The organism is Bradyrhizobium iriomotense, from assembly GCF_030160715.1.
GTDB lineage: Bacteria > Pseudomonadota > Alphaproteobacteria > Rhizobiales > Xanthobacteraceae > Bradyrhizobium > Bradyrhizobium iriomotense.
Genome location: NZ_BSOW01000063.1, coordinates 1 through 26,004 on the forward strand (window position 1 = coordinate 1; position 26,004 = coordinate 26,004).

Here is a 26,004-nt window from a genome sequence, read left to right on the forward strand (position 1 = left end):
CCCGCACCCGCTGCGGCCGCCAGCCCGCCAGCGGCGGCACAGGGCGCGCAGCCGGCACGCGCCGCCTGCAGCAATCCCAATGCGCTCGGCGTCGCGCGCACCGTCGAGATCGACACCACCGGTGGCCCGGGCTTCGGCTTCGAGCACTTCAAGGAGCTCGACTTCCTGCGCGACCACGAGGTGGTGCTGACCTTCGACGACGGCCCGTGGCCGAACAACACGCCCGCGGTGCTGAAGGCGCTGGCCGATGAATGCACCACCGGCATCTTCTTCCCGATCGGCAAGCACTCGACCTACGAGCCCGAGATTTTGAAGAAGGTCTACGCTGCCGGCCACACCATCGGCTCGCACACCTGGTCGCACGCCAATCTCAACAACAAGAAGCTCACCGACCAGCAGAAGAAGGACGAGATCGAGAAGGGATTCTCCGCGGTGAAATGGGCGCTCGGCGGCATCTCGCCCTCGCCGTTCTTCCGCTTCCCGGCGCTCCAGCACCCGCCTGAGATGGTCACCTATCTCGGCAACCGCAACATCGCGATCTTCTCCTGCGACCTCGACTCCTTCGACTTCAAGGCCTCCAAGCCGGAGAAGGTGATCGACACCGTGATGAAGAGGCTCACCAAGCTCGGCAAGGGCATCATCCTCATGCACGACTTCCAGAAGCACACCGCCGAAGCGCTGCCCGCATTGCTCCAACAGCTCAAGGCCGGTGGCTACAAGGTCGTGGCGATGCGCGCGAAGAGCCCGGTGTCGACACTACCCGAATACGACCAGGAGCTGCTCAAGGACGTCAAGCTGCCGACGGTGAGCCAGCGCCCGGTCAACAGCGTGGTGACGACCGTTTCCGAATAGCCGTCACACTTGTCTTTCCGTTTCGAAGGCTACGTCATCGTCTCCGCCGACGGCATGCTTGCCGACGCACGGCACGTCATGCCCGACAGCCTGAAGTTCGAGGGCGACAAGAGATTCTTCGAGCAGGCGCTCGACCGCGCCGCGCTGATCGTGCACGGCCGGCACTCGCATGAGGGACAGCCGAATTCGCCCAAGCGCAAGCGGCTGATCCTGACCCGCAAGATCAGCGCGCTCGCGGTCGACCCCGAGATGCCGAACGCGACACTGTGGAATCCGCTTGGCGCGAGCTTCGAGGAGGCGAGCTCTTTCGCCGACGTGTCCTCCGGCACGGTCGCGATCATCGGCGGCCCCGTCGTGTTCGACATGTTCATGGATCGCTACGACACCTTCTGGCTCTCGGAAGCCCCGCAGGTGCGCTTGCCCGGCGGCGAAGGCTGCTTCGTCCGCGTGCCGGAGCGGACACCGCATGAGATTCTCGCCGCGCATAGGATGGAGCCGGGCGACCCGCTCATACTTGATGCTGCGCATGAGGTCACCGTCACGCCGTGGCGACGGGGCTAGCCTGGCCCCCGCTGATCGGCGGCTCACGGCGTCGGCAAATGATAGACCAGCGAGCCGCGCAGGGTGTGGATCGTGCCGCCCGCGCTCACGTTCGTGAAGATGACGCCATCCGTCAGATCGTCGCGCGTCTCGACATGAGTCATGCGATATTCGGCGCGAGCCGAGATCCTATCGCTGAAGAAGCGCTCGAAGCCGCCGCCAAAGGTAGCGCCATGATATTCGCGCTCCGGACTGGTGCTCTGTAATCCAAAGAAGCTGTACGTGATGGAGCGCGCGGTCGAGCCGGTATAGCCGCCGAGCACATAGACGAGCGTCTCCGGTGAAACGAGATAGCCAACGCGGCCGCCAACGGTCCAGGCCCACTTCACCGATGCGAGATCCGACGTGACCGTTGTTCCGGCGCCGGCACCCGTTGCCGTGATCTTGGCCCCGCCATTCGTCGCCGCATCGATCAGGCCAAACGCGCCGACGACCCATTTCGGTGCAATCTGGCGATCATAGCCGATGGTGAAGGTGCCGCCGACGTCGGCGCCACCAAGGCCAGCCGCGTTGAAATCCACCGCGCCGGGAAGTGAGGCCGCGACGTGGGGCGTAAGAGCATCGCCTCCGATGCCCGCGCCGACATAAACACCCGTCCATGCCGGATCGAGCGCTGGCGCGGCCGATGCCGTGGTCGCGGGGCCAGCGAACTGCCCGAAACGATAGGCGGCGCCGATCCGGATCACATGCTCGGAAAGGTCCGTGGTCCAGATCGCGCCGAGCGGGTCGACCGTCGTGTTGTGACCAAGCGCGACATACCGATATTCGCCGCGCAGCGACACATTGCTGGAGAGACGATATTCCGCACCGGCGCCGACCGTGTAGCCGTGTGAGGTTTGGGCCGATTCCTGCATCGTGAATACAGGGCCGCCGAACGTGGCCGTGACGTTCCAATTGTTGATACGCATCTGGCTGTAGCCGGCGAGGCCGTAGAGCAGGATATCGGGCGTCGCCAGAAACCCCGCACGGCCGCCGATCGTCCAACCCTGGTCCAGCGACGGCATCACGGCAGACAGGTTTGCCGCCCCAAAGAGGGTTGTGTTGACTGCCGTTCTCTGGCGCGACCAATCGTAATCGACAAATCCGCCGATCACGAACCGCGGCGCAACCTGGAGGTCAAATCCGGTGAAACCTGACAGCCCGAGGTCGGCGCCCTGCAAGCCATCGAGACTGAACAACGCCGGACCGCCGCCGATCGGCGCCAGGTTCGACTGGCCCGACGCGAAGTCGAAGCCGAGCCCGGCGCCGACATAGAACTGGGTCCAGCTCGCGACCGGCGCCGGCAGCGGCCGCGCCTTGACGGGCAGATCGGCTGCGGCGACTGGCGTTGCGGCAAACGCCGCAGCCTGCGCAATACCCAGAACCGCGGCCGCACGCGCAGCCACCCGTCGCATCGAATTCGTCAAGCCCCGCCCCCATCGCCTCAAACTGCGCCGGCTGCACCTGTTCAACCGGACGAGCGGTACTATTCGGCCCCGATGCACTACGCCAAGGAGAGAAACGGGCTGGGCCCACAGCGACCACGATTTTGCGGAACCTCTGTGATCTCAAAGCCATAATGTGTGAATGACAGTTCACGAGATCATCACACGCGATCATCACAGACCGCGAGAATGGTCAGCTCACTCCGCGAGCCTGCGACTCATATCGGCCCGGCGCTAACTCACCTACACGTCGCCGTAGGCAGCCTCGACCGGGCGCGTGGCGCGGCCGTAGCCCATGATCATGAACAGCGCGCCGATGATCGAGAGGTTCTTCAGCGCGTCGACCAGCGTCTTGGCGTTGTCGGGCGGCGCCTGGTTCCAGAAGTCGTAGAACAGGAAGGTCGCGACCGCGACGTAGATGATCAGCAGCATCGCGAAGAAGCGCGCACCGAAATTGAGCGCGATCATCACCCCTGCGATGATCTCGAGCCCGCCGACCGCGATCGCGAGCAGTTGCGGCGTCGTCATGCTGGTGGCCTGCTCGACCTGCTGGGCATAGGGCGCGATCATCTCGGGCACGGTGACCTTGCTGGCGATGAAATCGGCGGTGGTCTGTATCGCGAACAGCTTCGTCGCGCCCGTATAGATGAACAACACGGCGAACAGGATTCGCCCGAAAGTCACGAACGCTGGCATGGTCGGCCTCTTGGCAATGCTTTAAGGGCGGGACGCTCACACGACGACGCGATTATGAAGAGTCCACGAGCGGTTTTCAAACGGGGAAAATGACTAAGCGCAAAACTGGCCGCACGGACGATGCCATCTTTTCCCACAAGGGGAGAAGGGAAAGCATCATCAGTGCGGCGAGAAATCGACGCAATCGCTCACGTAAACAGGCTCGGCTGCTGCCGTGCCGCACGCTCCTGAGCTTCCACCACGGCGACCGCTGTCATGTTGAGGATGCCGCGCGCGGTGACACCCGGCGTGAGGATGTGCGCCGGGCGCGCCGGGCCGATCAGGATCGGCCCGACGGGAAGCGCATCGCCCAGCACCTTGATGGTCTGGTAGGCGATGTTGGCCGCGTCGAGCGTCGGCATGATCAGGATGTTGGCCTCGCCTTCCAGGTTCGAGTGCGGCAGCACCAGCTTGCGTGCCGCCCCCGATAGCGCGGTGTCGGCCTGCATCTCGCCATCGGCCTCGATCTCCGGATGCTTCTCCTTCAGGAGCTGGGTCGCCCGGCGCATCTTGCGCGAGGTGTCCGTGTCATAGCTGCCGAAATCGGAATGCGACACGAAAGCCACCTTCGGCTTCAGTGCGAAGCGCTGCACGTGGATGGCCGCGAGCGCCGCGATCTCGGCCAGCTCCTCCGCGCTCGGATTGGGCCGCACCTGGGTGTCTGCGATGAAGAACGCGCCCTTGGGAGTGATCATCAGCGCCAGCGCCGCATAGTCGCTGATCCCGCTCGAGAAGCCGATGATCTCCCGGACGTGGCGCAGATGGCTCATGTAGCGCCCCTCGACGCCACAAAGCATCGCATCCGCCTCGCCGCGCCCCACGGCAAGCGCCGCGATCACGGTGTTGTTGGTGCGCACCACCGTGCGCGCCCCTTCCGGCGTGACACCGCGGCGGCCGGCGACCTCGACATAGGACTGCACATAGGAGCGGTAGCGCGGATCGTCCTCGGGGTTGACGAGGTCAAAATCCTTGCCTGCCTTGATCGACAGGCCGAAGCGCTTGATACGCGCCTCGACCACCGTCGGACGGCCGACCAGGATGGGACGCGCGAGCTTCTCCTCCAGCACGACCTGAGTGGCGCGCAGCACGCGCTCGTCCTCGCCCTCGGCGTAGATCACGCGCACCGGCTGGGTCTTGGCCTTGGCGAACATCGGCTTCATGACGATGCCCGAGCGGAAGGCGAAGCGCATGAGCTGGGCCGCATATTCGTCGAAATTGGTGATGGGCCGCGTCGCAACGCCCGACTCCATCGCGGCCTTCGCAACCGCCGGCGCGATGCGCAGGATAAGCCGAGGATCAAATGGGCTCGGGATCAGCGAGCCGGGGCCGAAGCCACCCGCCTCGCCGCTGTCGAAGCTGCCCTGCGAGACCGCATCCGACGGCGCCTCGCGCGCGAGCTGCGCGATGGCATCGACCGCGGCGTGCTTCATCTCCTCATTGATCGCGGTGGCCCCGACGTCGAGCGCGCCGCGGAAGATGAAGGGAAAGCACAGGACGTTGTTGACCTGGTTCGGATAGTCGGAGCGGCCGGTGCAGATCATGGCGTCGGGACGCGCTTTCCGCGCCTCCTCCGGCATGATCTCCGGTGTGGGATTGGCGAGCGCCATGATCAGCGGATGATCGGCCATCGCCTGCGCCATCTCGGGCTTGAGCACGCCCGGCGCCGAGAGGCCGATGAAGATGTCAGCGCCGCCGATGACGTCGGCGAGCGTGCGCTTGTCGGTTTTCTGGGCATAGACCGCCTTCCAGCGGTCCATCAGCGTGTTGCGCCCGTCATAGACGAGGCCGTCGATGTCGCAGACCCAGATGTTCTTGCGCTGTGCGCCCATCGAAACCAGGAGGTTCAGCGTCGCGAGCGCCGCCGCCCCTGCCCCCGACGCCACGATCTTGACATCCGAAAGCTTCTTGCCGTTCAGCTTGAGACCATTGACGATGGCTGCGGCGACGATGATCGCGGTGCCGTGCTGGTCGTCATGGAAGACCGGGATCTTCATGCGCTCCTTCAGCCGCGCCTCGATCTCGAAACACTCGGGGCCCTTGATGTCCTCGAGATTGATGCCGCCGAAGGTCGGCTCCAGCGCCGCCACCGTCTCGACCACGCGGTCGATGGTGTCGGCGGCGATCTCGATGTCGAAGACGTCGATGCCGGCGAATTTCTTGAACAGGACCGCCTTGCCTTCCATCACGGGCTTGGACGCGAGCGGACCGATATTGCCGAGGCCCAGCACGGCGGTGCCGTTGGAGACCACCGCGACCAGGTTGGCGCGGGTCGTCAACGTGGCGGCCTCCGCCGGGTTGTTGGCGATCTCGGTGCAGGCGGCCGCAACGCCCGGCGAATAGGCGAGCGCGAGGTCGCGCTGGTTGGCGAGCGGCTTGCTCGCCTGGATCTCGAGCTTTCCGGGCCGCGGCAGACGGTGATAGGCCAGCGCCGCTGAATGCAGATCTTCAGAATAGGACGACATGCCGTGCCTCGCCTCGCGTTTTGCGGCCCCAAAGCTTCTTCCCCCGACCGGCCCCCGCCCTGCAGGCGGAATTCCGGATCATGGAAACGGGGATCAAGCACGGCCGGCGGCTTTGTGGCAACATCCGATTCCGGCCCCATCAACAGACCCCACCGTCAAATATTTGAAAACCATAGCTTTCCCTGGACCACCGCCGGCTTTGCAAATATGGCAGGTTGTTCTGCCCCGCCCCGGCAACTGGAGCTGACCGCATGAGACGAATCCTGATCGGCCTGATCGCCCTCGCCGTGCTCGCGGGAGGCGGATGGCTCGGCTTCAATCTCTACGTCCAGCACCGCGCGACCGCCGAGGTCGAGGCCGCGTTCGACCAGATCCGCAGCCGCGGCGGCAAGGCGAGCCATGGCAAGGTCGCGTTCGACCTGATGACGCGGACCCTGACGGTCGAGGACATCGCCGTCGATCCGGGGCAGCCGCCGCTCGCCGGCGTCAAGGTCGCCAGCGTCAAGGCGGTCGGCGTTCGCCAGAGCGACGAGGCACGGTTCTCGGCCGATACCATCGATGTCGCCGGCCTGGAGCTCACGCTCGACGGCGCCGCCGGCCCGTCGAAGGTGAAGGCGGCGTACAGGGTCCCGCAGATCACCGTGACCGACTATTCCGGCCCGGCCCGCGCGCAGGGCACGCCGGCCTCGACCTCGCTGGTCGACGCCTACCGCTTCGCACTCGAGCAATATGCGAGCATCGCGGCCGCTTCGGTCACGGTGCCGACAGTGACCGTCACCATGGACACCGGCTCGAGCGCGGCGGGTAGCGGCGAGGTCACCTATTCGGGGCTTGCGATCCGCAACATCAACCGCGGCAAGGTCGATAAGGCAAAGATCGATCATGCGGTTTTCAGCTTCAGCGCGCCACACGCGGCCAAGCCCGACAAGCTCACGGGCGAACTCTCCGACATGATCATCGAAGATGCCGACGTGAATGCCGTAATCGCCGCCCTTGATCCGGACAAAGCCAATGACGACAGCTATCATCGGGCCTACCGGCAGATCTCGACCGGGCCCTATGTGCTGACATCGACCCAAGGCGTGCGCGCGCAAATCGATGGGATCACCATCGAGGACCTTGGATTTCAGCCGTCAAAATTCCGCCCGGCCGATTTCCTGGCCTTGCTGCCGAAGGATCCGTCGGCTCCTCAGTCCCCGGCGCAGGCGCGTGAGATGATGGAGAAGGTGGCCGCAATGTATGAGGGCATGCGCGTCGGCAAGGCCGAGATCCGCAATCTCTCGATCGGCACGCCGCAAGGGACCGCAAAGCTCAATGCGATCCGGTACGCGCAAGGCGAGCTCGCGCTCGAAGGCCTCGACGCGCCCGCGCCACAGGGGCAGTTCAAGATGGAACGCTTCTCGCTGAAGTCTTTCAGCGTGGCGAGCCTGATGCGCTGGGCAGCAGGCCTCACCGCTCCCGGGCGGGCGCCCTCGCCGGATCAGATGCTGGGCCTGTTCGGCGTGCTCGCAGGCGCGGAGATCAAGGGCGTAGTCGCGCCCTTCAAGACCACCAAGAAGCTGGTCACGATCGACACGCTGAGCCTGGACTGGGGGCAAATGGTCGGCTCGATCCCGAGCAAGGCGCATGTGGTGGCCAAATTTGTCACGCCCACGGATCCATCCGACCCGAAGCAGCTTCCATTCGACAAGCTCGCGATCGACCTCGATCTCGGCGCGGCCTGGACCGAGTCCTCGAACAGCTTCGCTCTGACGCCGGCAACCCTCGACATCGGAGGCATCGCAAAAGCACAATTGCGCATTACGCTTAGCAATGTGCCGCGCGAGCTGTTTTCGTCCGACCCCGCTCAGTTCATGGGTCAGGCCGCCCAAGTCGAGGCTGTCGCGCTCGAGTTCTCAGTACGCGACAATGGATTCGTCGATTCCGCGGTGACTCAGAATGCGCGGGGGCGAAATGTCAGCCGCGACGAGGCGCGCCGGACGCTCGTCGACAGCGTCAGGGTGTACCGAGCGGACGTCGCCGCCGCCAATCCGGAGGCGGGCACCGCGGCGGACGCGATCGCAAGCTTCATCGAGACGCCGGGCCAGACGCTCGTCATCAAGATCACGCCGCGCGCAAAGGTGCCGCTGATGCAATTGATGCAGCTCTTCAATGCCGACCCGGAGGGCACGCTGGCGCAGTTCAATATCGAGGCGTCGACGGGGTTGTAAGGCGAGCCAAGCGATCTCGTGTCCCGGACGCGCTGCAACGCGCGAGCGTTGCTGCGCAGAGCCGGGACCCAGAAAGCCGTTGTTCGCCGAGACATGGGCCCCGGCTCAGCAGCGCACCACTACGTGTTGCGCTGCGTCCGGGGCACGAGCCCCCTTACTTCTGCGGCAGGTTCACCCGGACGTGCAGCTCGCGGAGCTGCTTGGTCGTGGCTTCCGACGGCGCGCCCATCAGCAGGTCCATGGCCTGCTGGTTCATCGGGAACAGCGAAATCTCGCGCAGATTCGTGGTGCCGCAGAGCAGCATCACGATGCGGTCGACGCCCGCGGCCATGCCGCCATGCGGCGGCGCGCCGTACTGGAAGGCGCGGTACATGCCGCCGAAGCGCTCGACCACTTCCTGCTCGCCATAGCCCGCGATCTCGAACGCCTTCACCATCGCTTCCGGCACGTGGTTGCGGATGCCGCCCGAGGCGATCTCGTAGCCGTTGCAGGTGATGTCGTACTGGAACGCCTTGATGGTCAGCGGATCCTGTCCCTTCAGCGCCTCAAGCCCGCCCTGCGGCATCGAGAACGGGTTGTGCGAGAAGTCGACCTTCTTGTCGTCCTCGTTGTACTCGTACATGGGGAAGTCGACGATCCAGGCGAGCTCGAACCGGTCCTTGTCGGTGAGGTTCAACTCCTCGCCGACCTTGTTGCGGGCAAGGCCCGAAAACTTCCAGAACTTGTCGGGATCACCGGCGACGAAGAAGGCGGCATCGCCCTCCTTTACGCCGATCTGCGTGCGGATCGCTGCCGTCCGTTCCGGCCCGATGTTGTTCGCCAGGGGACCTGCGCCCTCACCGCCCTCGCGCCACATGATGTAGCCGAGGCCGGGCTGGCCCTCGCCCTGCGCCCACGAATTCATGCGGTCGCAGAAGGCGCGGCTGCCGCCGCCCGCGGCCGGGATCGCCCAGACCTGGTTCTTGGGGTCTTCGAGCATGCGCGCGAACACCTTGAAGCCGGAGCCACGGAAGTGCTCGGAGACGTCCTGCATCTCGATGGGGTTGCGCAGGTCCGGCTTGTCGCTGCCGTACTTCCGCAGGGCCTCCGCGAACGGAATCCGCCGCCAGCCCTTCGTCACCGGCTTTCCTTTCGCAAACTCCTCGAACACGCCGGTGATGACCGGCTCCATCGCCGCGAAGACGTCGTCTTGCTCAACAAAGCTCATCTCGACGTCGAGCTGGTAGAACTCGCCAGGCAATCGGTCGGCGCGCGGGTCCTCGTCGCGGAAGCAGGGCGCGATCTGGAAGTAACGGTCGAAGCCAGACATCATCAGCAGCTGCTTGTACTGCTGCGGCGCCTGCGGCAGCGCGTAGAACTTGCCGGGATGAATGCGCGACGGCACCAGGAAGTCGCGTGCGCCTTCCGGCGAGGACGCGGTCAGGATCGGCGTGTTGAACTCGAAGAAGCCCTGCGCCTTCATGCGCTGGCGCATGGAATCGATGATCGCGACGCGCGTCATGATGTTCTGGTGCAGCTTCTCGCGGCGCAGGTCGAGGAAGCGGTATTTCAGCCGGATGTCTTCCGGGTATTCTTGGTCGCCGAACACCGGCAGCGGCAGGTCGCCGGCCGGGCCCAGCACCTCGATCTCGCTGATGTAAACTTCGACCTTGCCGGTCGGCAGATCGTCATTGTCGGTCCCTTCGGGGCGACGACGGGCCTTGCCGTCCATTCGCACGACGTATTCCGAGCGCAGCTTCTCGGCGAGCGAGAACGCTGGCGAGTCCGGGTCCACCACGCATTGGGTGAGGCCGTAATGGTCGCGCAGGTCGATGAACAGCACGCCGCCATGATCGCGGACGCGATGGACCCATCCGGAAAGGCGGACCGTCTCGCCAATGTGGCTCTCGCGGAGCGCGCCGCATGTATGTGACCGGTAGCGATGCATGGTAGTCCCAAAACTGATGTCGGAGGATCGAATCGGACGGCCTAAGGGCTTGTCCGAAGTTGCGGGACGGTTTACCCGACGATGCCGGGTGCGGCAACCAAGGGAACGGCCTGTTTCGGGCCCGGACCGCCCATTTTTGGCTCCTCGCGGCCTGAGCCTTTGCCGATGGGCGTTCCAGCCCTACATTCGAGGCCATGACCGTCCACTTCCCCTTCCAGAACTCATATTCGGCGCTGCCGGACACCTTCTTCGCCCGCGTGGCGCCGACACCGGTCGCCGCGCCCCGGCTGATCAAGCTGAACCGGCCGCTCGCGGTCCAGCTCGGGCTTGATCCAGACCTGCTGGAGACCCCAGAGGGGGCGGAGATCCTGGCCGGCAAGACGGTTCCCGCCGGCGCCGACCCCATCGCCATGGCTTATGCCGGCCACCAGTTCGGGCAGTTCGTGCCCCAGCTCGGCGACGGCCGGGCGATCCTGCTCGGCGAGGTCATCGACAAGGACGGCGTCCGCCGCGACATCCAGCTCAAGGGCAGCGGCCCCACCCCGTTCTCCCGCCGCGGCGACGGCCGCGCCGCGCTGGGGCCGGTACTGCGCGAGTACGTGGTCAGTGAAGCGATGCATGCCCTGGGCATCCCGACGACGCGCTCGCTCGCCGCCGTCGTCACCGGCGAGCACGTCATCCGCGAGACCGCCCTGCCCGGTGCCGTGCTGACCCGCGTGGCCTCGAGCCACATCCGCGTCGGAACCTTCCAGTATTTTGCCGTGCGCCGCGACACCGACGCGATCCGCCGGCTCGCCGACCACGTCATCGCACGCCACTATCCGGAGTTGGTCGGCGCCGAGCGTCCCTATCACGCGCTGCTCGGCAGCGTCGTCGCGCGGCAGGCCGACCTCGTCGCCCGCTGGCTGCTCATCGGCTTCATCCACGGCGTGATGAACACCGACAACACCTCGATCTCGGGCGAGACCATCGACTACGGCCCCTGCGCCTTCATGGATTCTTACGATCCCGCGCAAGTGTTCTCCTCGATCGACGAGATGGGCCGCTACGCCTACGCCAACCAGCCGCGCATCGCGCTGTGGAATCTGACGCGGCTTGCCGAATGCCTCTTGCCGCTGTTCGGCGAAGAGCAGGAGAAGGCGATCGAACAGGCGCAGGAAATTCTGGGCGCGTTCCCGGACATCTTCAGCAAGGCCTATCAGGCGGGTCTGCGCCAAAAGGTCGGCCTGTTCACGGAGCGCGATGGCGACGAGGCCCTGATCCAGGACCTGCTGGATGCGATGGCGAAGAACGCCGCCGACTTCACCCTCACCTTCCGCAAGCTCGGCGATGCCGCAGGCGATGAGGCAGCCGGCGAGCACGTCCGCGCACAGTTCATGGATCCGACAGCGTTCGACGAATGGGCCAAACGCTGGCGCGAGCGCATCGCCGCCGAGCCGCAATCAGCGGCCGAGCGGCAAGCCGCCATTCACGCCGTCAACCCCGCCTTCATCCCGCGCAACCACCGCGTCGAAGCGGTGATCCGGGCCGCCGTTGATAACGACGACTACGCGCCGTTCGAGGAATTGGTGAAGGTCTTGGCGAAGCCGTACGAAGAGCAGCCGGCCTACGCCGCCTACCAGGACCCGCCGCTGCCGGATCAGCGCGTGTTGAGGACGTTCTGCGGGACGTGAGTGGCTCGCTCAGACCGTAGGGTGGATTAGCCGAAGGCGTAATCCACCATCGGCGGCGACGGCCTCTCGTAAAACTCCGATCTTGTCAGTCAGCAGAGCTTGCCGTCGATCAAGCAGGTTCACCGTGAAGAGCCAGCATCCCCCGGGAGCGAATGCGCGGCGGTAGTCGGACATACGCCCGAAATATCACAACTTGAGGTTTGACCACAGAGGTGGATTACGCCTTCGGCTAATCCAACCCTACGCGGTACCGACATCAAATACCGCAGCGCGAGACGACCCGGTTGACCCCGTCCGCCCTTTCGCCCGACAATTTGCCGCATCGGCAATCCCTGTCATCAAACTGAAACACTCGCACTCTAACCGGCTGGCGGGCCGTCTTGCCGGAGGCGACCGTCCTCCTTGGAAGACCGACACAAGCCATGCCTTTCAAATTCATCCACCTCACCGACACGCATCTTGCGGGCCCGGGCCTGAAACTCTATGGCCTCGACCCTCGTGCCCGCCTCGACGCCGCCGTCGCTGACATCAACAAGCATCATTCGGATGCCGCCTTCACGGTGGTGACCGGCGATCTCACCCATTGGGGTGATCCTGCGGCTTACGGGGATTTTGCCGAAGCCATGGCTGCGCTGAAAATTCCCTACATCGCCATGGTCGGCAATCACGACAAGCGCGTGGCCTGCCTTGACGGGCTAAAGGCCGCGCCCCGCGATCCCAACGGCTTCGTGCAGGGCACGCGGACCACGCCACACGGCCTGTTCGTCTTCCTCGACACGCTGGACGAGACCAGCGACGCCGGCGAGATGTGCGGCAAACGCCTTGGCTGGCTCGCGGATACCCTTGCGGCAGCACCTGCCGACATGCCGTTCCTCGTCTTCATGCATCACCCTCCCTTCCCGGTCGGCGTCCACGCCATGGACGAGATCGCGCTGAAGCAGGCCGGCGAATTCGCCGAGGTGATCGCGCCCTATCGCGCCCGCATCCGCCATCTGTTCTTCGGCCACGTGCATCGGCCGATCTCGGGCAGTTTTGGCAAGATCCCCTTCTCCACCCTGCGCGGCACCAATCACCAGGTCTGGTTCGAGCTCGACCCGAAGCCGAACGAGCATCTCGCCAGCCACGAGCCGCCGGCTTACGGCGTCGTGCTGGTCGACGACGATTCGATCGTCGTGCACAGTCACGACTTCCTCGACACCAGCCTGCGTTTTCCTTTCTCTCCACCCGAGGGAATGGACGACCGCGACTACGCGCTCAATTTTCCGGCGCGGTGAGATGAGCCTGGCCGAACCAGCACCTCTCGCCGTCACGACATCCGCGCCGCCGCGCCTCAACGCCCTCCAAAGGTTTGCCGCCGGCTTCAAAGGCTCGCTTCCGGCTTATCTCCTGCTGTTGCCGTCGCTGATCTTCCTGGCAGCGTTCACCTACGGCGCGGTGGGACGGGTGGTCGTCGATGCGCTCTATCAGCGTGCGACGCCCAGGGCGCCGAGCCGCTTCGTCGGGCTGGATAATCTGGCGGCCGTGATTGCCGACCCCGCCTTCACCGGCGCGGTCGTCAACAATCTGATCTACGCGGTCGGCACCGTGGTGCCGAGCATCGCGCTCGCCTTCCTCTTTGCGCTGGCGCTGTCGCGCACCAATGCGGTGACGAGCGCGCTGCGCGCGGCGCTGTTTCTGCCGGTGCTGATCCCGATGGTCGCAGCATCGGCGCTGTTCCTGTTCATCTTCCTGCCCAATGTCGGGCTGCTCGACCACTATATCGGCCGCCTGCTTCCGGTGCTGCCCAACTGGCTCGGTGATCCCGACATCGCGCTCGCGGCGATCATGGTGATCACGATCTGGAAGAACGCGGGCTACTACATGCTGTTCTTCCTCGCCGGCCTCCAGGCCGTGCCGGAAGATGCGATGGAAGCGTCATATCTCGACGGCGCCGGCCCGTGGCAGCGCCTGCGCTACATCATCCTGCCGGAGCTCAAGCCCACCTTCCTGTTCGTCACCGTGATCGCCGGCCTCAATGCCGTGACGCAGGTCGACCACGTCTTCGTCATGACCAAAGGCGGGCCGTCGAATGCGACCAATCTCGTGCTGTTCTACATCTACCAGCAGGCGGTCGAGCATTACGACGTCGGCAAGGCCTCGGCGGCAACCCTGCTCTCGCTCGGCGTGCTGATGGGACTGACCGCGCTGTCCTTCCGCACCCTTGCCAACCGCGAGGGCGGGCCATGAATCCATTCAAGCAGCTCTTCAAGGACGCCCCGCTCGCGACCCGCAACGAGATCACGCCGAAGCTCGGATTTGCGCTTGTCGTGCTGCTCGCGCTGGTCTGGCTCATCCCGTTCCTGTGGATGGTGGTGGCGACGCTGCGGCCGGCCTCGGACGGCATCAATGCCATGGCGGAGCTGATGCCGAGCCTGAAGCCCACGCTCGACAACATCAGGGATGCCTGGGACATCGGTGATTTCCCGCGCTACTTCCTCAACACCACGATCATCTGCACCGGCATTCTCCTTGTGCAGTTCGCGACCGTGACGCTGGCGGGCTTTGCCTTTGCGCGGCTGTCCTTTGCCGGCAAGACGCTGATCTTCTATCTCTTCCTGTTGCAGCTCATGCTGGTGCCGGTGCTGCTGATCGTGCCGAACCTGACGCTCGTGGTAAAACTCGGCCTTTACGACACGCTGACCGGCGTGATGATGCCGTTCTTCGCCTCGGCCTTCGGCACCTTCCTGATGCGCCAGGCCTTCGAGGCCATTCCGACCGAGCTCGAGGATGCAGCGCTGATCGACGGCGCCGGCGTGCTCGCCCGCATCCGCCACATCTACGTGCCGCTGTCGCTACCGAGCTTTTCCGCCTTCGCGATCGTCTCCGTCACCAGCCATTGGAACGACTTCCTCTGGCCGCTGATGGTGATCAACTCGCCGGACAAGCGGCCACTCACCATCGGGCTCTCGGTCTTCACCCAGACCGCGGAGGGCACGCAGGCCTGGGGCACGATCGCAGCCGGCACCCTGATCGTGATCGCACCGCTGCTCGTCACCTTCCTGATCTTCCAGAAGCGCTTCATCAGCTCTTTCGTCACCTCAGGCATCAAATAGGAGAATTTTCGATGCTGTTTTCCCGCCGGCTTGCACTTGGCATTGCCATGGCAGGCGCCCTCGCCTTTCCCGCCCTCGCCGCGGAAGGCCCGACCGAGATCGACCTGTTCTTCCCCGTTCCCGTGGACGGCAAGCTCGCCCGCGACATGGGCACCATGATCAAGGAGTTCAACGAGACCCATCCCGACATCAAGACGACGGCGGTCTATACCGGCTCCTATGACGAAACGCTGATCAAGACGCGCGCCGCGATCAAGGCCGGCAAGCCGCCCTCCGCGGTGATCATGTCGGCGAACTTCCTGCTCGACATGCAGATCGAGAACGAGCTCGCGAACCTCGACTCCTTGATCGCCGCCGATGGCACCACCAAGGCGCAGTTCCTCGGCCAGTTCTTCCCCGCGCTGCACGGCAATGCCGTGATCAACCGCTCGGTCTATGGCGTGCCGTTCCACAATTCGACGCCGCTGCTCTACATCAACGCTGAGCACGCCAAGGAAGCGGGCCTTGATCCGGACAAGCCGCCGCAGACCTGGGCCGAGGTCACCGACTGGGCCAAGAAGCTCACCAAGCGCGACGGCGACAAGGTCACGCGCTGGGGCATCGAGATACCCTGCGCCTATGACTATTGCGGCTGGATGATGGAGACGCTCACCATGTCCAATGGCGGGCGCTACTACAATGAGGAGTTCGGCGGCTAGGTCTATTACGATACGCCCTCGATGCTCGGCGCGCTCTCCTGGTGGAACGACCTCATCGCCAAGCACAAGGTGCATCCGCCGGGCGCAACGCCAGGCCCGGCCGTGTCGACCGCCTTCATCTCCGGCAACGCCTCGATGATGATGCTCTCCACGGGCTCGCTCACCTACGTGCGCGACAACGCCAAATTCCCCTACAAGGTCGCCTTCATCCCGCGCAACGTCCGCAACGCCGTGCCGATCGGCGGCGCCTCGTTGATCATTCCGGCCGGCCTCGAAGCCGACAAGCAGAAGGCCGCCTGGACTCTGATCAAGTGGATGACCTCGCCGGAGAAGAGCGGCTGGTGGAGCCGCGCCACCGGCTATTTCGCCCCGAACATGGCCGCCTACAAGACGCCCGAGATGCTCGACTTCCTCGGCAAGAACCCGGACGCCAAGACCGCGGTCGACCAGCTCGAGGTCGCAAAGCCGTGGTTCGCGACCTACAAGACCGTCCCGGTCCGCAAGACGCTCGAGGATGAGGTGATGCTGGTCCTGAACGGCAAGAAGCAGCCGAAAGACGCGCTCGCCGCGGCCCAGAAGGCCGCCGACGAGCTGCTCAAGCCGTACAATGCCGAGACGGCGCTGAAGCTGCCCTGAGGGCGGGGAGCTTCGAGATCCAAATTAGACCTCGGCGTCCCACATCGGGGCGCCGAGGTCATTTCGTTTGAAGACAGGTTTGAAGACAGGGCTTCTTGGCGCCGCTGCTCGGCGAGACTCCGGAGAATTACGGATACATCAGGACGTCCGCCGTTAGCCCGCAATCGCCTCCCTTCTCAAAATTTCTATTTCCTCTTCCCGTAAATTCCTTTCCCGCTATCGCCTGCTCATTTTGGCCCATATCGTGCTAGCGGCAGGATGCCGCACGCGAACCTGGTTCAATCGGAAAGGCACCAACTGCTCGCGACGGCAAGTTGGAAATTCGTTCAGGCATGGCAGAGCACTCAGGCGGCGACATCCCCCATTCGGTCCTCGACACGCGCGGTCTCCCGGGAAAGCAGGGTTTCGAGCTCTGGCAGGAGCATGCAGGCCTGCACTATGACCTGCGCGCAAAAAAGGAATGGCCGCAGACCTTCGACCTACGCGCGGATGCCTGGCACGTCGGCAACGTGCTGATCGCCGATTTCCTGGTCCCGGCCCAGGATTGGCGCCGGTCGCGCGCGTGCATCGGACGCGACGGGATGGACATTTATATGCTCCAGATCCTGCGCAAAGGTTGGAACGGCCCGCGGGATAGCGGTGCAACGGCCCGCCGTGGCGATATCATGCTGTATGACATGGCGCAGCCGACGGACAGACGCGGGGGCGACAACGAGGCCCTCACCCTGTTCATGCCACGCAATTTGCTCGCGCCTCATCTGAAGGCGCCGGACGAGCACAGCCTGCACCTGTTGCCAGCGAGCGACCCGCTCGCCACCCTCGTCCGGGATCACGTCACTGGGCTGCTCGCGCGGTTGCCCGACATGTCGATGAACCAGGCCCAGACGGTGATACCCGCTACCGTGCAACTGGTCGCCGCCGCGCTCAACGGCACGGTTCGCGAAGACCACGCCGGCAGCGTCCGGATGGCCATGATCGAGCGGATCTGCTCGCACATCCACACGCACATCCTCGATCCCGACCTCGACCCGGAAAGCATTGCCGGCCGGTTTGGTATGACAAGGCGCAATCTCGGCTATCTCTTCGAATCCTACGGCGGTGTCGCCGCCTACATCAGGCGAAAGCGACTGTCCCTGATCCGCGCGGCGCTGAGCAATCCGGTGCACAAGGGCCAGTCGATCGAAGCGATCGCCGAAGCGCATGGCTTCAATCACTACCGTAGCTTTGCACTCGCCTTTCAGCGACAGTTCGGGCTCACGCCACGCGAGGTGCGCGCACGCTCGCTCGAGGCCACGAATTTGACGGCCGCGTCGGACGGTAAGCTCGCGGAGTGGGTGCACTGGATGAGGGGCATGAAGTGACGTCGCAGCCGCATCTCCCGACTGCGCTTGACCCAAGTCGTGCTGCTGCGTGAGATTCCACTTCGACCGGAAGGATGCTAACTGCTCGGAGCAGTTCGAATTTATTCAGACATGACAGAGCACACAGACAGCGGCATCCCCCATTCGGTCCTCGACACGCGAGGTCTCCCGGGAAAGCAGGGTTTCGCACTCTGGCAGGAGCATGGAGGCCTGTACTACGACCTGCGCGCGCACAAGGACTATGCGCAAGCCTTCGACGTACGTGTGGATGCTTGGCATCTTGGTAATGTTCTGCTCGCCAATTTTCAGGTGCCCGCCCAGGATTACAGCCGCTCTCGTGCGTGTATCGGACGCGATGGGACGGACGTGTACATGCTGCAGATCGTTCGCAAAGGTTGGAGCGGCTCGCGAGATAGCGGGGCGACGGCCCGCGCCGGCGACATCATGATTTATGACATGGCGCAGCCATCAGTCAGCCGTGGGGGCGACAATGAGGTGTTCGCCCTGTTCTTGCCCCGCAATCTGCTCGCGCCTCATCTCAAGGCGCCAGACGAGTATACTCAACGCCAATTGCCAGGAGGCAACCCGCTGACCAGCCTGCTTGGTGATCATCTCGTAGGACTTCGCGCGCATCTGCCCGAAATGTCGCTGGGTCAGGCCCAGGCGATCATGCCTGCCACCGTACAATTGGTCGCCGCGGCATTGAACGGCACCGTTCGCGAAGAACAGGCTGACAGCGTACGGATGGCCATAACCGAGCGGATCTGCTCGTACATCAACACCCACATCCTCGATCCGAACCTGAATCCGGAAGCCATCGCCGGCCGGTTTGGAATGACCCGGCGCAATCTCGGCTACCTCTTCGAATCCTACGGTGGCGTTGCTGCTTATGTCCGACGAAAACGCCTGTCCATGATCCGCGCGATCCTGGCCGATCCGGCGCACAAGCGACAGTCGATCGAAACGATCGCCGAAGCGCATGGCTTCAACCACTATCGCAGCTTTGCGCTCGCCTTTCAGCGGCAGTTTGGTCTCACACCACGCGAGGTGCGTGCACTCGCGCAAGAGGGCCAAGCCCCGCCGTCGGCGTCGGACAGCGGGCTCGCGGAGTGGACGCACTGGATCAAGGGCCTGAAGTGAGCGAGTCGCTGTGCCTTGCGACTGCACCGCGATACTTGAGGCCCTGCGCGACATGAATCGAGGAGAACATGTTTGCAGCGTCACGCGCGGAATCGCTGCTTCAGCCCAGATCCTGCCGGCACGATTGTTCGCCATCCCTTAGGGCAATAGGCACCCGCTCCTCTTCCTGCAATTTCCTCTTTCACTTCCCGCCATTTCCGATTTCGCAACAACGCGTTTCTCGATCTGTCATTTCCGCGCGCCTTCCGTCAGACAGACATGAAGTGGGCGGACCGTGCCTGCCGGAATTGAGTAACGGAATTGCAGATGATCTCGAGACGCGCGCGACGACCGGCCCATGCTTTCTCCCCCTCGATTGCCGGTTCGCACGATCCGCTGCGAATGAGGGACTCGCGCGCACGTTTGCTCCGACTGCTGCTGGCATCGACGGCGCTGCCCGCTGTCCTCTCCATTCAACCCGCAATGGCTGCAAATCCGATCTGGACCGGTGCGGCCTCGTCCGACTGGTTCACCGCCGGCAACTGGAATGCGCCCGCGGTGCCAAACGCCACCGACACCGTGACCATCGACCAGACCTCGACCAACCCGACCGTGATCAGCGGCGGCGCGGCGCACGCATTGTCGACCTATGTCGGTGCCGCAGGCACCGGTCAGCTCACGATCAGCAATGGCGCCACCTTGACCGACACCACCGCCGCGATCGGCTTTCAGGCCGGCAGCACGGGCACTGTCACGGTCACGGGCGCCGGTTCGGCATGGACGAATAACGGCGATCTCTCGATCGGCCGCCTCGGCAGCGGCACGCTACAGGTTCTCTCGGGTGGCAGCGTCAGCGCCGCGAATGCCTATGTCGGCGATCTCGCGAGCAGCGCAAACGGCAGCCTGACGGTCAGCGGCACCGGCTCCTTGTTCACGACGTCGAGCACACTGATTGTCGGAAACAACGGCACGGGCAGCCTGACCATCGCCAATGGCGGCCAGGTCACCAGCGGCGGTGGCGCCGCCGTCGGCAACATCGGGACCGGGACTGCCAGTGTCGACGGCGCCGGTTCGAGCTGGAACGTGCCGGGATTCTTCATCATCGGCGAACAAGCCCAGGGCAGCCTCTCCATCACGAATGGCGCTACCGTCACGAGTGGTTTCGCCTTCCTGGGCTGGCAATCCGGAGGATTCGGCTCGGTCACGGTCGATGGCGCCGGCTCGTCCTGGTCCACCAATGCCCTCGCCGTTGGCTTCACCGGCAACGGCGGCCTGCTGACAATCGCAAACGGCGGTTCGGTGACGGTCGCCTCCGGTCTCGTCACTGTCGGGTTTAACAGTGCGGGCGAAATCGTGATCGGTGCGTACGCAGGACACACGGCGGTCGCGCCGGGTACCCTTAATGCATCGCTGATCCAGTTTGGGGCGATCGCCAGCGGAGCGATTGAATTCAACCACACCTCGTCAAACTACGCCTTTGACCCTCAACTGGGGGGCAATGGCCACATTGACGTGGACGCCGGCGTCACGCGGTTGACCGCGGACAGCAGCGGCTTCACCGGCGTGGCCTTCATCAACGGCGGCACGCTGGCGGTGACCGGTTCGCTCGCCAACGCCACGGCCTTCGTGGTGCAAACCGGAGGCACGCTGGCGGGCGACGGCACGGTCGGCGGCACCATCCACATGTATGACGGCATTCTTGCGCCCGGCTTCAACGGCTCGGGCACCCTGAACGTCCAGGGCAGCCTCGTCATGAACAGCGCCACGACCTATCTCGTGCAGATTTCAGGGACGAGCGCGACCAGCACGGCCGTGACAGGCACCGCGCAAATCGCAGGCAACCTCTCGGTGCAGGTGTTGAGCCGCGTCTCGTCCACGACGACCTACACCATCATGACCGGCGCAGGCGGGGTGAGCGGCACGTTCGACACCGTCCTGCTCAGCGGCACCGGCCTCGCGCGCAATCCGCACCTCACCTACAACGGCACGAGCGTGCTGCTCACGCTCGATCCCGGCCTTCTGTCGCCATCGCTATCGGGCGCGACGATCAATCAGCGCAATGTCGCAGCCGGTATCGACAATGCCCTGACGGCCGGCGCGAACCCTCCGACCGCATTCAACGCCCTGCTCGGTGCAAGCGGCACCAGTCTCAACAACGCGCTCACGCAGGCCTCCGGCGAGCACACCACGGGGATCCAACAGGTCAGCTTCGATGCGATGGACAACTTCGTGGCAACGCTTCTCGATCCGTTCGGCCATCTCGGCATGGGCGGACCCGGCGGCGGTGTCCTGTCGTATGCCGATGCAGGCGGCACGGAACGTCGAGGCACAGCGCGCGATGCGTTTGCCTCCATTGAGCGCAAGGCCCCGCTCGGCGCGACCGATGCCGCTGCGCGCTGGAACGTTTGGGCGGCCGGCTATGGCGGTGCGCAGAATGCGGACGGCAACGCCGTCGTCGGCTCACACACGACGAACAGCCATGCCGTTGGGGTCGCCGCAGGAGCGGACTATCGTATTGGGCCGGACACGGTGGTCGGCTTCGCGCTCGGCGGCGGCGGCACCAGCTTCAACCTCGATAGCGGCCTCGGCGGCGGCCGCTCCGACCTGTTCCAGGCCGGCGCCTTCGCCCGCCACAATTTCGGACAGACCTATCTCGCCGGTGCGCTGGCCTATGGCTGGCAGGACGTCACCACCGACCGTACGGTGACCATTGGCGGCGTCGACCGGCTCCAGGGCCGCTTCACCGCCAACGCGCTGTCGGCCCGCATCGAGGCCGGCCATCGCTACGAACTGTCCTGGGCCGCGCTGACGCCCTATGTCGCGGGACAAGCGACCACGCTGTTCCTGCCCGGCTTCAACGAGCAAGCGATCACCGGCGCCAATACGTTCGCGCTCGCCTATGGCGGCAAGGACGTCACGGACTCGCGCAGCGAACTCGGCCTGCGGGCGGATCGATCCTACGTCTCCGGCGATGCCGTGGTGACGCTCCGCGGGCGCGGCGCATGGGCGCACAATTTCGACGTCGCGCGCACCGCATTCGCGACCTTCCAGACGCTGCCGCAGTCCGGCTTCGTCGTGAACGGTGCAAGCCAGGCACCTGATGCCGCCCTGCTCACGGGTGCTGCCGAAGTCGCCTGGCGCAACGGCTTCGCGCTCGGTGGCAGCGTCGATTCAGAGATTTCCTCCACCCGGCGCACCGTCGTCGGCAAGGCGCTCGCCCGGTACACCTGGTGAAGTCTCTGGGGCCAGCCCATCACGCGTCCACCATCCGGCCCGCCACGGCGCCTCAGTGGTGCCCCGCGAGGAGCTTGCGCATGATCCGTCTCCTTTCTCGGTGGAGAGGCAGGCATCTTTTTCCCGCGCCTTCCTGTTTCACTTCCTGATTTTTCCGATTTGGCGACGGTTGGTCGTTTGGCCTGTTCATCCTGTGCGCGCTTCGGCAAGACCATGCGAGGGGCATCTGAATCGAATCGGCATGATCCGCCGCCACCCCGGCGGAGCCTGCCAGACAGATTGGGGTTGGGGATTTGAAATGAAAAAGCTTGTGTTTGCTCTGGGCGCGGTCACGGCAATGACCGGGTCAGTCTCGGCGGCCGACCTCACCGCCCGGCCCTATGTAAAAGCGCCGGCGCCAATCGCCGCGCCGAGCTGGACTGGCTTCTACGTGTTCGGCGGTGGCGGTGGTGGCCTATGGAACGCCGACAGCGGACTCTACAGCACCGGCTCCGGATTCTTTGGCCCGATCGCCGGTCCTGCCGGCACGCCGAGAGACCGCGATCGCCGCCTCGGCGGCAGCGGATGGTTCGGCACCGTTGGCGCCGGCTACGACTGGCAGTTCAGCAACTGGGTGGCCGGTGTCTTCGCTGACGGACAGTTTGGTGAACTCAGCGGTTCACTGAATGACACGTTCTGGGGCACGAACGGCAATGAGAAGCTTCGCACCAGCTACGCGGCAGGCGCGCGCCTCGGCTATCTCGTTGCGCCCAACGTGCTGTCGTATGTCAACGCAGGCTATACCGGCTCCCAGTGGTCGGGGACCACGCAGGTTGGGTTGTGGCCCGGAACCTCGGCGTTCGATACGACTCCCTCTTTCCGTCGCGACGGCTGGTTCGTCGGTGGCGGCGTTGAGAGCAACCTGAATATCTTCGGCATTGCGGCGCCGGGTTGGTTCCTGAAGACCGAATATCGATCGGCATATTATGATCGCGTCGCGCTGCCAGAGACCCTCACGCCAGCGTTCGGGACTGGCTTGACCGGCATCGGCATGACCTTCAAGCCCTGGGTGCAGACAGTCAGCACGTCGCTGGTCTACCGCTTCAACGACAAAGGCGTGGCGGCCGTCGATGTTGCCCCGCGCATCTACAGCAAAGCTCCTTCCGCTGTTGGTGGCCCGAACTGGACGGGCTTCTATGCCTTTGGCGGCGGCGGCGGGGGGCTCTGGGCTGCTGACAGCACCGTCCTCAGCACGGTGCCGGGATTCTTCGGCGCAGGTCCGGCCGGCTCCTTGATTGAGGGCAATTCGCGCTTTGGCGGAAGCGGCTGGTTCGCCACCGTTGGCGCCGGTTATGACTGGCAAATCGCCGGCAAATGGGTCGCAGGTCTGTTCGGCGACGGACAATTCGGCGACATCCGCGGCTCGCTGGTCGATACCTTCTGGGGCACCGAAGGCACCGAGAAGCTTCGCGCCAGCTACGCTGCCGGCGCACGGCTGGGTTACCTCGTTGCGCCCAACGTTCTGTCCTACGTCAATGCGGGCTATTCCGGCTCCGAGTGGTCTGGAGCTAATCTATCGATCCTCGCCGTTGTTGTCGGAAACACATCGTACTCGACAAATCCTTCATTCCGTCGCGACGGCTGGTTCGTCGGTGGCGGCGTCGAGAACAGCCTGAGCCTCTTCGGCCTTGCGACGCCTGGCTGGTTCATGAAGACCGAGTATCGCGCGGCCTATTATGATCGTATCACTCTGCCTCAAACGTGCACGGCCGAGGGGGCTGCGTCGATCTTCGGGTGCGGAACGGGTGCAGGCACATCAACCGGCACCGCGGTGACCTTCAAACCCTGGGTGCAGACCATCAGCACCTCGCTTGTCTACCGCTTCAACTCGGATGGCGCAGTCGTCGCGAAGTACTAATTCGATGTCCGACCTCGGACAGCAAAGCCCCGGCATCGTCCGGGGCTTTCGTTGGGGGAGTCAGCTCTGTGCGCTCCCTTCCCATCGCGCGGGCGCCCCCGCTAACCTCCCGTCAAAGGGGGACCTGCCACCGGATCGCGTCTAGACCAGACGAAAGGAACGGGGTTAGAGAGGCGGAAATCGCCGGTAGTTTTGAACCGCGTTTAGCCTGATCGGCACAACATATCGATGCCCGACAGTCCTCCCCATCGAACGAGCTCCTCCGATCCACACCTGACTTCTCGGGATTCGGCCTCACCATTCGCTCCCGTTCATGTGACCACGGACGCATTCCCGGTCGAAAAGCGGCTGGCAATGTGGCGCGAGGTCTACGGCCATACCGTCGCCCGTTTTGAAATCGAACCGCTCAATGACGCGCCGTTTCATGCGGAGGTGACGCTTCGCGGACTGCCGGGTCTTGGCGTCGCTTGTGGTTCTCGATCCGATGCGAGTTACCGGATGACTCGCAAAATCGCCGCCGGAGCGCCCGACAATTTCCTGTTCTCCATCGTGACAGGAGGGGTTGGCACAGTTTCGCAATTCGGACGCGAGGTCACTATTGGTGCTGGTAGCACGGTTCTGGTCTCCGGCACTGACCCGAGCGTTTGCACGATCCGGAATGGCGGCCGATTCCTAACGCTTGCAATGTCGCGCGAGCGGATAAGACCCCATCTTGCCGATCTCGACGCCGCACTTGCCCGACCCTTGATGGAGCCCACCGACGCGTTGCAACTATTGTCCGGCTATTTGGCCGTTCTGCAGGACGCCTCGACCTTGTCGACCGAACAGTTGGCGCAGAGCGTCGCTACGCACTTGACCGATCTTGTCATCGTCGCTGCGGGAGGGACGCCAGACGCCGTCGCTCGTGCTCGGGAGCGCGGCGTTCGTGCTGCAAGGCTGCACGCGATCAAAGCAGACATCGCCCGCAATCTTGCGCAACGCGATCTTTCGGCCGAGCTTGTCGCGGCGCGCCAAGGGATTTCGCCCCGCTACGTACGCAGCCTGCTTGAAGCCGATGGTTCGAGTTTTTCCGAATTCGTGCTAGCGCAGCGGCTGGCGCTAGCGCACCAATTGCTGAGAGATCGACGCCATTTTGATCGTGCTGTGGGCGAGATCGCGTTCGAGGCGGGTTTCGGCGACCTATCCTACTTCAATCGCTGCTTCCGCCGCCGCTACGCCGCGACACCGTCGGACGTGCGCGAAGATGCGAAAAGAAGGCGCGGCGAATAGTCCACGGCTTCGGTTTGTTGGAGCGCAGCTTCTGCGCTGAACCGGAAGCCCGGCTCACGTAGAAGGCGTCAAAACACACTCTCCGCTGGGCATTTTCGTGTCGCCCTGTTGCAACAGTTGCCACACATACGACGTCCACTTGCTTGCCGTGGAACAACAGTTCCGGCCAGTCCAAGCACTTGCAGAGGCCCCCCGGTATCAATTTGCAGCAGGTAAACGGTTTGGGGAATCGACTCGATATGAGGCATGGATGGTTTGGCGCCGCAGCAGCGGTCGCACTCTTTAGTGTCCCGGCGGCCGCCGCCGACCTCGCGGTCAAGACGCCGATTGCAGTCTCCGCTTACGATTGGACCGGTTTCTACGTCGGAGCCAATGTCGGGTATGGCGTCGGCCGAGATCCGAGCACGGTAGGTTTCCCCGGCTTCTTCGGAGCGCCAGTACCGCCGCCTGAATCCGTGACCCAGGGCCCGGTCGGCTGGCTTGGCGGACTCCAGGGGGGCTACAACAAGCAGTTCGGCAATCTCGTTGTCGGCATCGAAGGCGATTGGCAGTGGAGCGGGCAACGGGATTCCGCCTGCGTGTTCGTCTGCGATACCGAAGTCGCCGTCACGGTCGAGCAGAAGCTGCGCGACTTTGGCACGGTGCGTGGCCGCATCGGTTATGCCGCTGGTAGCGCGCTATTCTACCTTACAGGCGGCTTCGCCTTCGGCCGGGTCGATACTAAAGCGTGATGGCATTAAGTTCGATAACCTGAATTTTTGAGGTAGTTGGCGCATTCCTCGGATGTGAAGGCATCGAGTGCGTGGCCGATTGCG

Annotated in this window: 17 protein-coding genes and 2 pseudogenes; 14 read left to right on the top strand and 5 right to left on the bottom strand. The window is 64.2% G+C overall.

The window, feature by feature from the left end; genetic code table 11:
- Both QQL28_RS43885 and QQL28_RS43890 read left to right on the top strand, forming a co-directional pair.
- The coding region (locus tag QQL28_RS43885; protein ID WP_284275927.1) for a polysaccharide deacetylase family protein at nucleotides 1–852 on the top strand (852 nt) is incomplete at its 5' end.
- A 9-nt stretch (nucleotides 853–861) separates the two neighbouring features.
- Nucleotides 862–1,413 carry a dihydrofolate reductase family protein gene (locus tag QQL28_RS43890; protein ID WP_284275929.1) on the top strand — a complete coding sequence of 184 codons (552 nt, stop codon included), beginning with the start codon at nucleotides 862–864 and terminating at the stop codon, nucleotides 1,411–1,413.
- Nucleotides 1,414–1,436: 23 nt separating this feature from the next.
- Here the strand turns inward: QQL28_RS43890 and QQL28_RS43895 are convergent, their stop codons facing one another.
- From QQL28_RS43895 to QQL28_RS43905, 3 genes are all read right to left on the bottom strand, one after another.
- Nucleotides 1,437–2,858 (bottom strand): outer membrane protein, encoded by a 1,422-nt coding sequence (locus QQL28_RS43895; RefSeq protein ID WP_284275930.1) that lies wholly within the window; start codon nucleotides 2,856–2,858, stop codon nucleotides 1,437–1,439.
- A gap of 261 nt (nucleotides 2,859–3,119) precedes the next feature.
- On the bottom strand, nucleotides 3,120–3,572 hold the full coding sequence (locus QQL28_RS43900) for a DoxX family protein (RefSeq protein WP_284275933.1): 453 nt from the start codon (nucleotides 3,570–3,572) through the stop codon (nucleotides 3,120–3,122).
- Nucleotides 3,573–3,760: 188 nt separating this feature from the next.
- Complete coding sequence (locus QQL28_RS43905) at nucleotides 3,761–6,073, bottom strand: NADP-dependent malic enzyme (protein ID WP_284275935.1); 2,313 nt, start codon at nucleotides 6,071–6,073, stop codon at nucleotides 3,761–3,763.
- 251 nt (nucleotides 6,074–6,324) lie between these two features.
- Between QQL28_RS43905 and QQL28_RS43910 the strand changes: the two genes are divergently transcribed.
- Nucleotides 6,325–8,283, top strand: coding sequence for a hypothetical protein (locus QQL28_RS43910; protein ID WP_284275937.1), 1,959 nt, complete (start codon nucleotides 6,325–6,327; stop codon nucleotides 8,281–8,283).
- Between the two features lie 154 nt (nucleotides 8,284–8,437).
- Here QQL28_RS43910 and aspS read toward each other — a convergent pair whose 3' ends face one another.
- Nucleotides 8,438–10,210 carry an aspartate--tRNA ligase gene (gene aspS, locus QQL28_RS43915; protein WP_284275939.1) on the bottom strand — a complete coding sequence of 591 codons (1,773 nt, stop codon included), beginning with the start codon at nucleotides 10,208–10,210 and terminating at the stop codon, nucleotides 8,438–8,440.
- Between the two features lie 194 nt (nucleotides 10,211–10,404).
- Between aspS and QQL28_RS43920 the strand changes: the two genes are divergently transcribed.
- Complete coding sequence (locus QQL28_RS43920; protein ID WP_284275941.1) at nucleotides 10,405–11,883, top strand: protein adenylyltransferase SelO; 1,479 nt, start codon at nucleotides 10,405–10,407, stop codon at nucleotides 11,881–11,883.
- Between the two features lie 54 nt (nucleotides 11,884–11,937).
- Here the strand turns inward: QQL28_RS43920 and QQL28_RS46410 are convergent.
- Nucleotides 11,938–12,057 (bottom strand): annotated as a pseudogene (locus tag QQL28_RS46410) (REP-associated tyrosine transposase); the annotation flags it as partial.
- A gap of 248 nt (nucleotides 12,058–12,305) precedes the next feature.
- Here QQL28_RS46410 and QQL28_RS43925 point away from each other — a divergent pair.
- The 10 genes and pseudogenes from QQL28_RS43925 (at nucleotide 12,306) to QQL28_RS43970 (ending at nucleotide 25,920) form a co-directional block, all read left to right on the top strand.
- Nucleotides 12,306–13,157 carry a phosphodiesterase gene (locus QQL28_RS43925; RefSeq protein WP_284275942.1) on the top strand — a complete coding sequence of 284 codons (852 nt, stop codon included), beginning with the start codon at nucleotides 12,306–12,308 and terminating at the stop codon, nucleotides 13,155–13,157.
- 1 nt (nucleotide 13,158) lies between these two features.
- Entirely contained in the window at nucleotides 13,159–14,109 is a 951-nt protein-coding gene (locus tag QQL28_RS43930; protein WP_284275944.1) for a carbohydrate ABC transporter permease, read from the top strand.
- Complete coding sequence (locus QQL28_RS43935; protein ID WP_284275946.1) at nucleotides 14,106–14,975, top strand: carbohydrate ABC transporter permease; 870 nt, start codon at nucleotides 14,106–14,108, stop codon at nucleotides 14,973–14,975. The genes QQL28_RS43930 and QQL28_RS43935 overlap by 4 nt, the downstream gene beginning before the upstream one ends.
- Nucleotides 14,976–14,986: 11 nt before the next feature.
- Nucleotides 14,987–16,309: pseudogene (locus QQL28_RS43940) on the top strand (ABC transporter substrate-binding protein).
- A gap of 332 nt (nucleotides 16,310–16,641) precedes the next feature.
- Entirely contained in the window at nucleotides 16,642–17,670 is a 1,029-nt protein-coding gene (locus QQL28_RS43945; protein ID WP_284275948.1) for a helix-turn-helix domain-containing protein, read from the top strand.
- Between the two features lie 111 nt (nucleotides 17,671–17,781).
- On the top strand, nucleotides 17,782–18,810 hold the full coding sequence (locus QQL28_RS43950) for a helix-turn-helix domain-containing protein (protein ID WP_284275950.1): 1,029 nt from the start codon (nucleotides 17,782–17,784) through the stop codon (nucleotides 18,808–18,810).
- A 462-nt stretch (nucleotides 18,811–19,272) separates the two neighbouring features.
- On the top strand, nucleotides 19,273–22,023 hold the full coding sequence (locus QQL28_RS43955) for an autotransporter outer membrane beta-barrel domain-containing protein (protein WP_284275952.1): 2,751 nt from the start codon (nucleotides 19,273–19,275) through the stop codon (nucleotides 22,021–22,023).
- Nucleotides 22,024–22,081: 58 nt separating this feature from the next.
- The gene (locus QQL28_RS43960) at nucleotides 22,082–23,920 is read left to right on the top strand and encodes an outer membrane protein (protein WP_284275954.1); all 1,839 of its coding nucleotides are present in this window, start codon (nucleotides 22,082–22,084) and stop codon (nucleotides 23,918–23,920) included.
- Nucleotides 23,921–24,274: 354 nt separating this feature from the next.
- Nucleotides 24,275–25,189 carry a helix-turn-helix domain-containing protein gene (locus QQL28_RS43965; RefSeq protein ID WP_284275955.1) on the top strand — a complete coding sequence of 305 codons (915 nt, stop codon included), beginning with the start codon at nucleotides 24,275–24,277 and terminating at the stop codon, nucleotides 25,187–25,189.
- A gap of 239 nt (nucleotides 25,190–25,428) precedes the next feature.
- The gene (locus tag QQL28_RS43970) at nucleotides 25,429–25,920 is read left to right on the top strand and encodes an outer membrane protein (protein ID WP_284275956.1); all 492 of its coding nucleotides are present in this window, start codon (nucleotides 25,429–25,431) and stop codon (nucleotides 25,918–25,920) included.
- Nucleotides 25,921–26,004 lie beyond the last annotated feature (84 nt).

Coding starts and splice junctions, on each gene's coding strand:
- QQL28_RS43900 (WP_284275933.1), bottom strand. CDS start 3,572: ATGCCAGCGTTCGTGACTTTCGGGCGAATCCTGTTCGCCGTGTTGTTC.
- QQL28_RS43905 (WP_284275935.1), bottom strand. CDS start 6,073: ATGTCGTCCTATTCTGAAGATCTGCATTCAGCGGCGCTGGCCTATCAC.
- QQL28_RS43910 (WP_284275937.1), top strand. CDS start 6,325: ATGAGACGAATCCTGATCGGCCTGATCGCCCTCGCCGTGCTCGCGGGA.
- aspS (WP_284275939.1), bottom strand. CDS start 10,210: ATGCATCGCTACCGGTCACATACATGCGGCGCGCTCCGCGAGAGCCAC.
- QQL28_RS43920 (WP_284275941.1), top strand. CDS start 10,405: ATGACCGTCCACTTCCCCTTCCAGAACTCATATTCGGCGCTGCCGGAC.
- QQL28_RS43925 (WP_284275942.1), top strand. CDS start 12,306: ATGCCTTTCAAATTCATCCACCTCACCGACACGCATCTTGCGGGCCCG.
- QQL28_RS43930 (WP_284275944.1), top strand. CDS start 13,159: ATGAGCCTGGCCGAACCAGCACCTCTCGCCGTCACGACATCCGCGCCG.
- QQL28_RS43935 (WP_284275946.1), top strand. CDS start 14,106: ATGAATCCATTCAAGCAGCTCTTCAAGGACGCCCCGCTCGCGACCCGC.
- QQL28_RS43945 (WP_284275948.1), top strand. CDS start 16,642: ATGGCAGAGCACTCAGGCGGCGACATCCCCCATTCGGTCCTCGACACG.
- QQL28_RS43950 (WP_284275950.1), top strand. CDS start 17,782: ATGACAGAGCACACAGACAGCGGCATCCCCCATTCGGTCCTCGACACG.
- QQL28_RS43955 (WP_284275952.1), top strand. CDS start 19,273: ATGGCTGCAAATCCGATCTGGACCGGTGCGGCCTCGTCCGACTGGTTC.
- QQL28_RS43965 (WP_284275955.1), top strand. CDS start 24,275: ATGTGGCGCGAGGTCTACGGCCATACCGTCGCCCGTTTTGAAATCGAA.
- QQL28_RS43970 (WP_284275956.1), top strand. CDS start 25,429: ATGAGGCATGGATGGTTTGGCGCCGCAGCAGCGGTCGCACTCTTTAGT.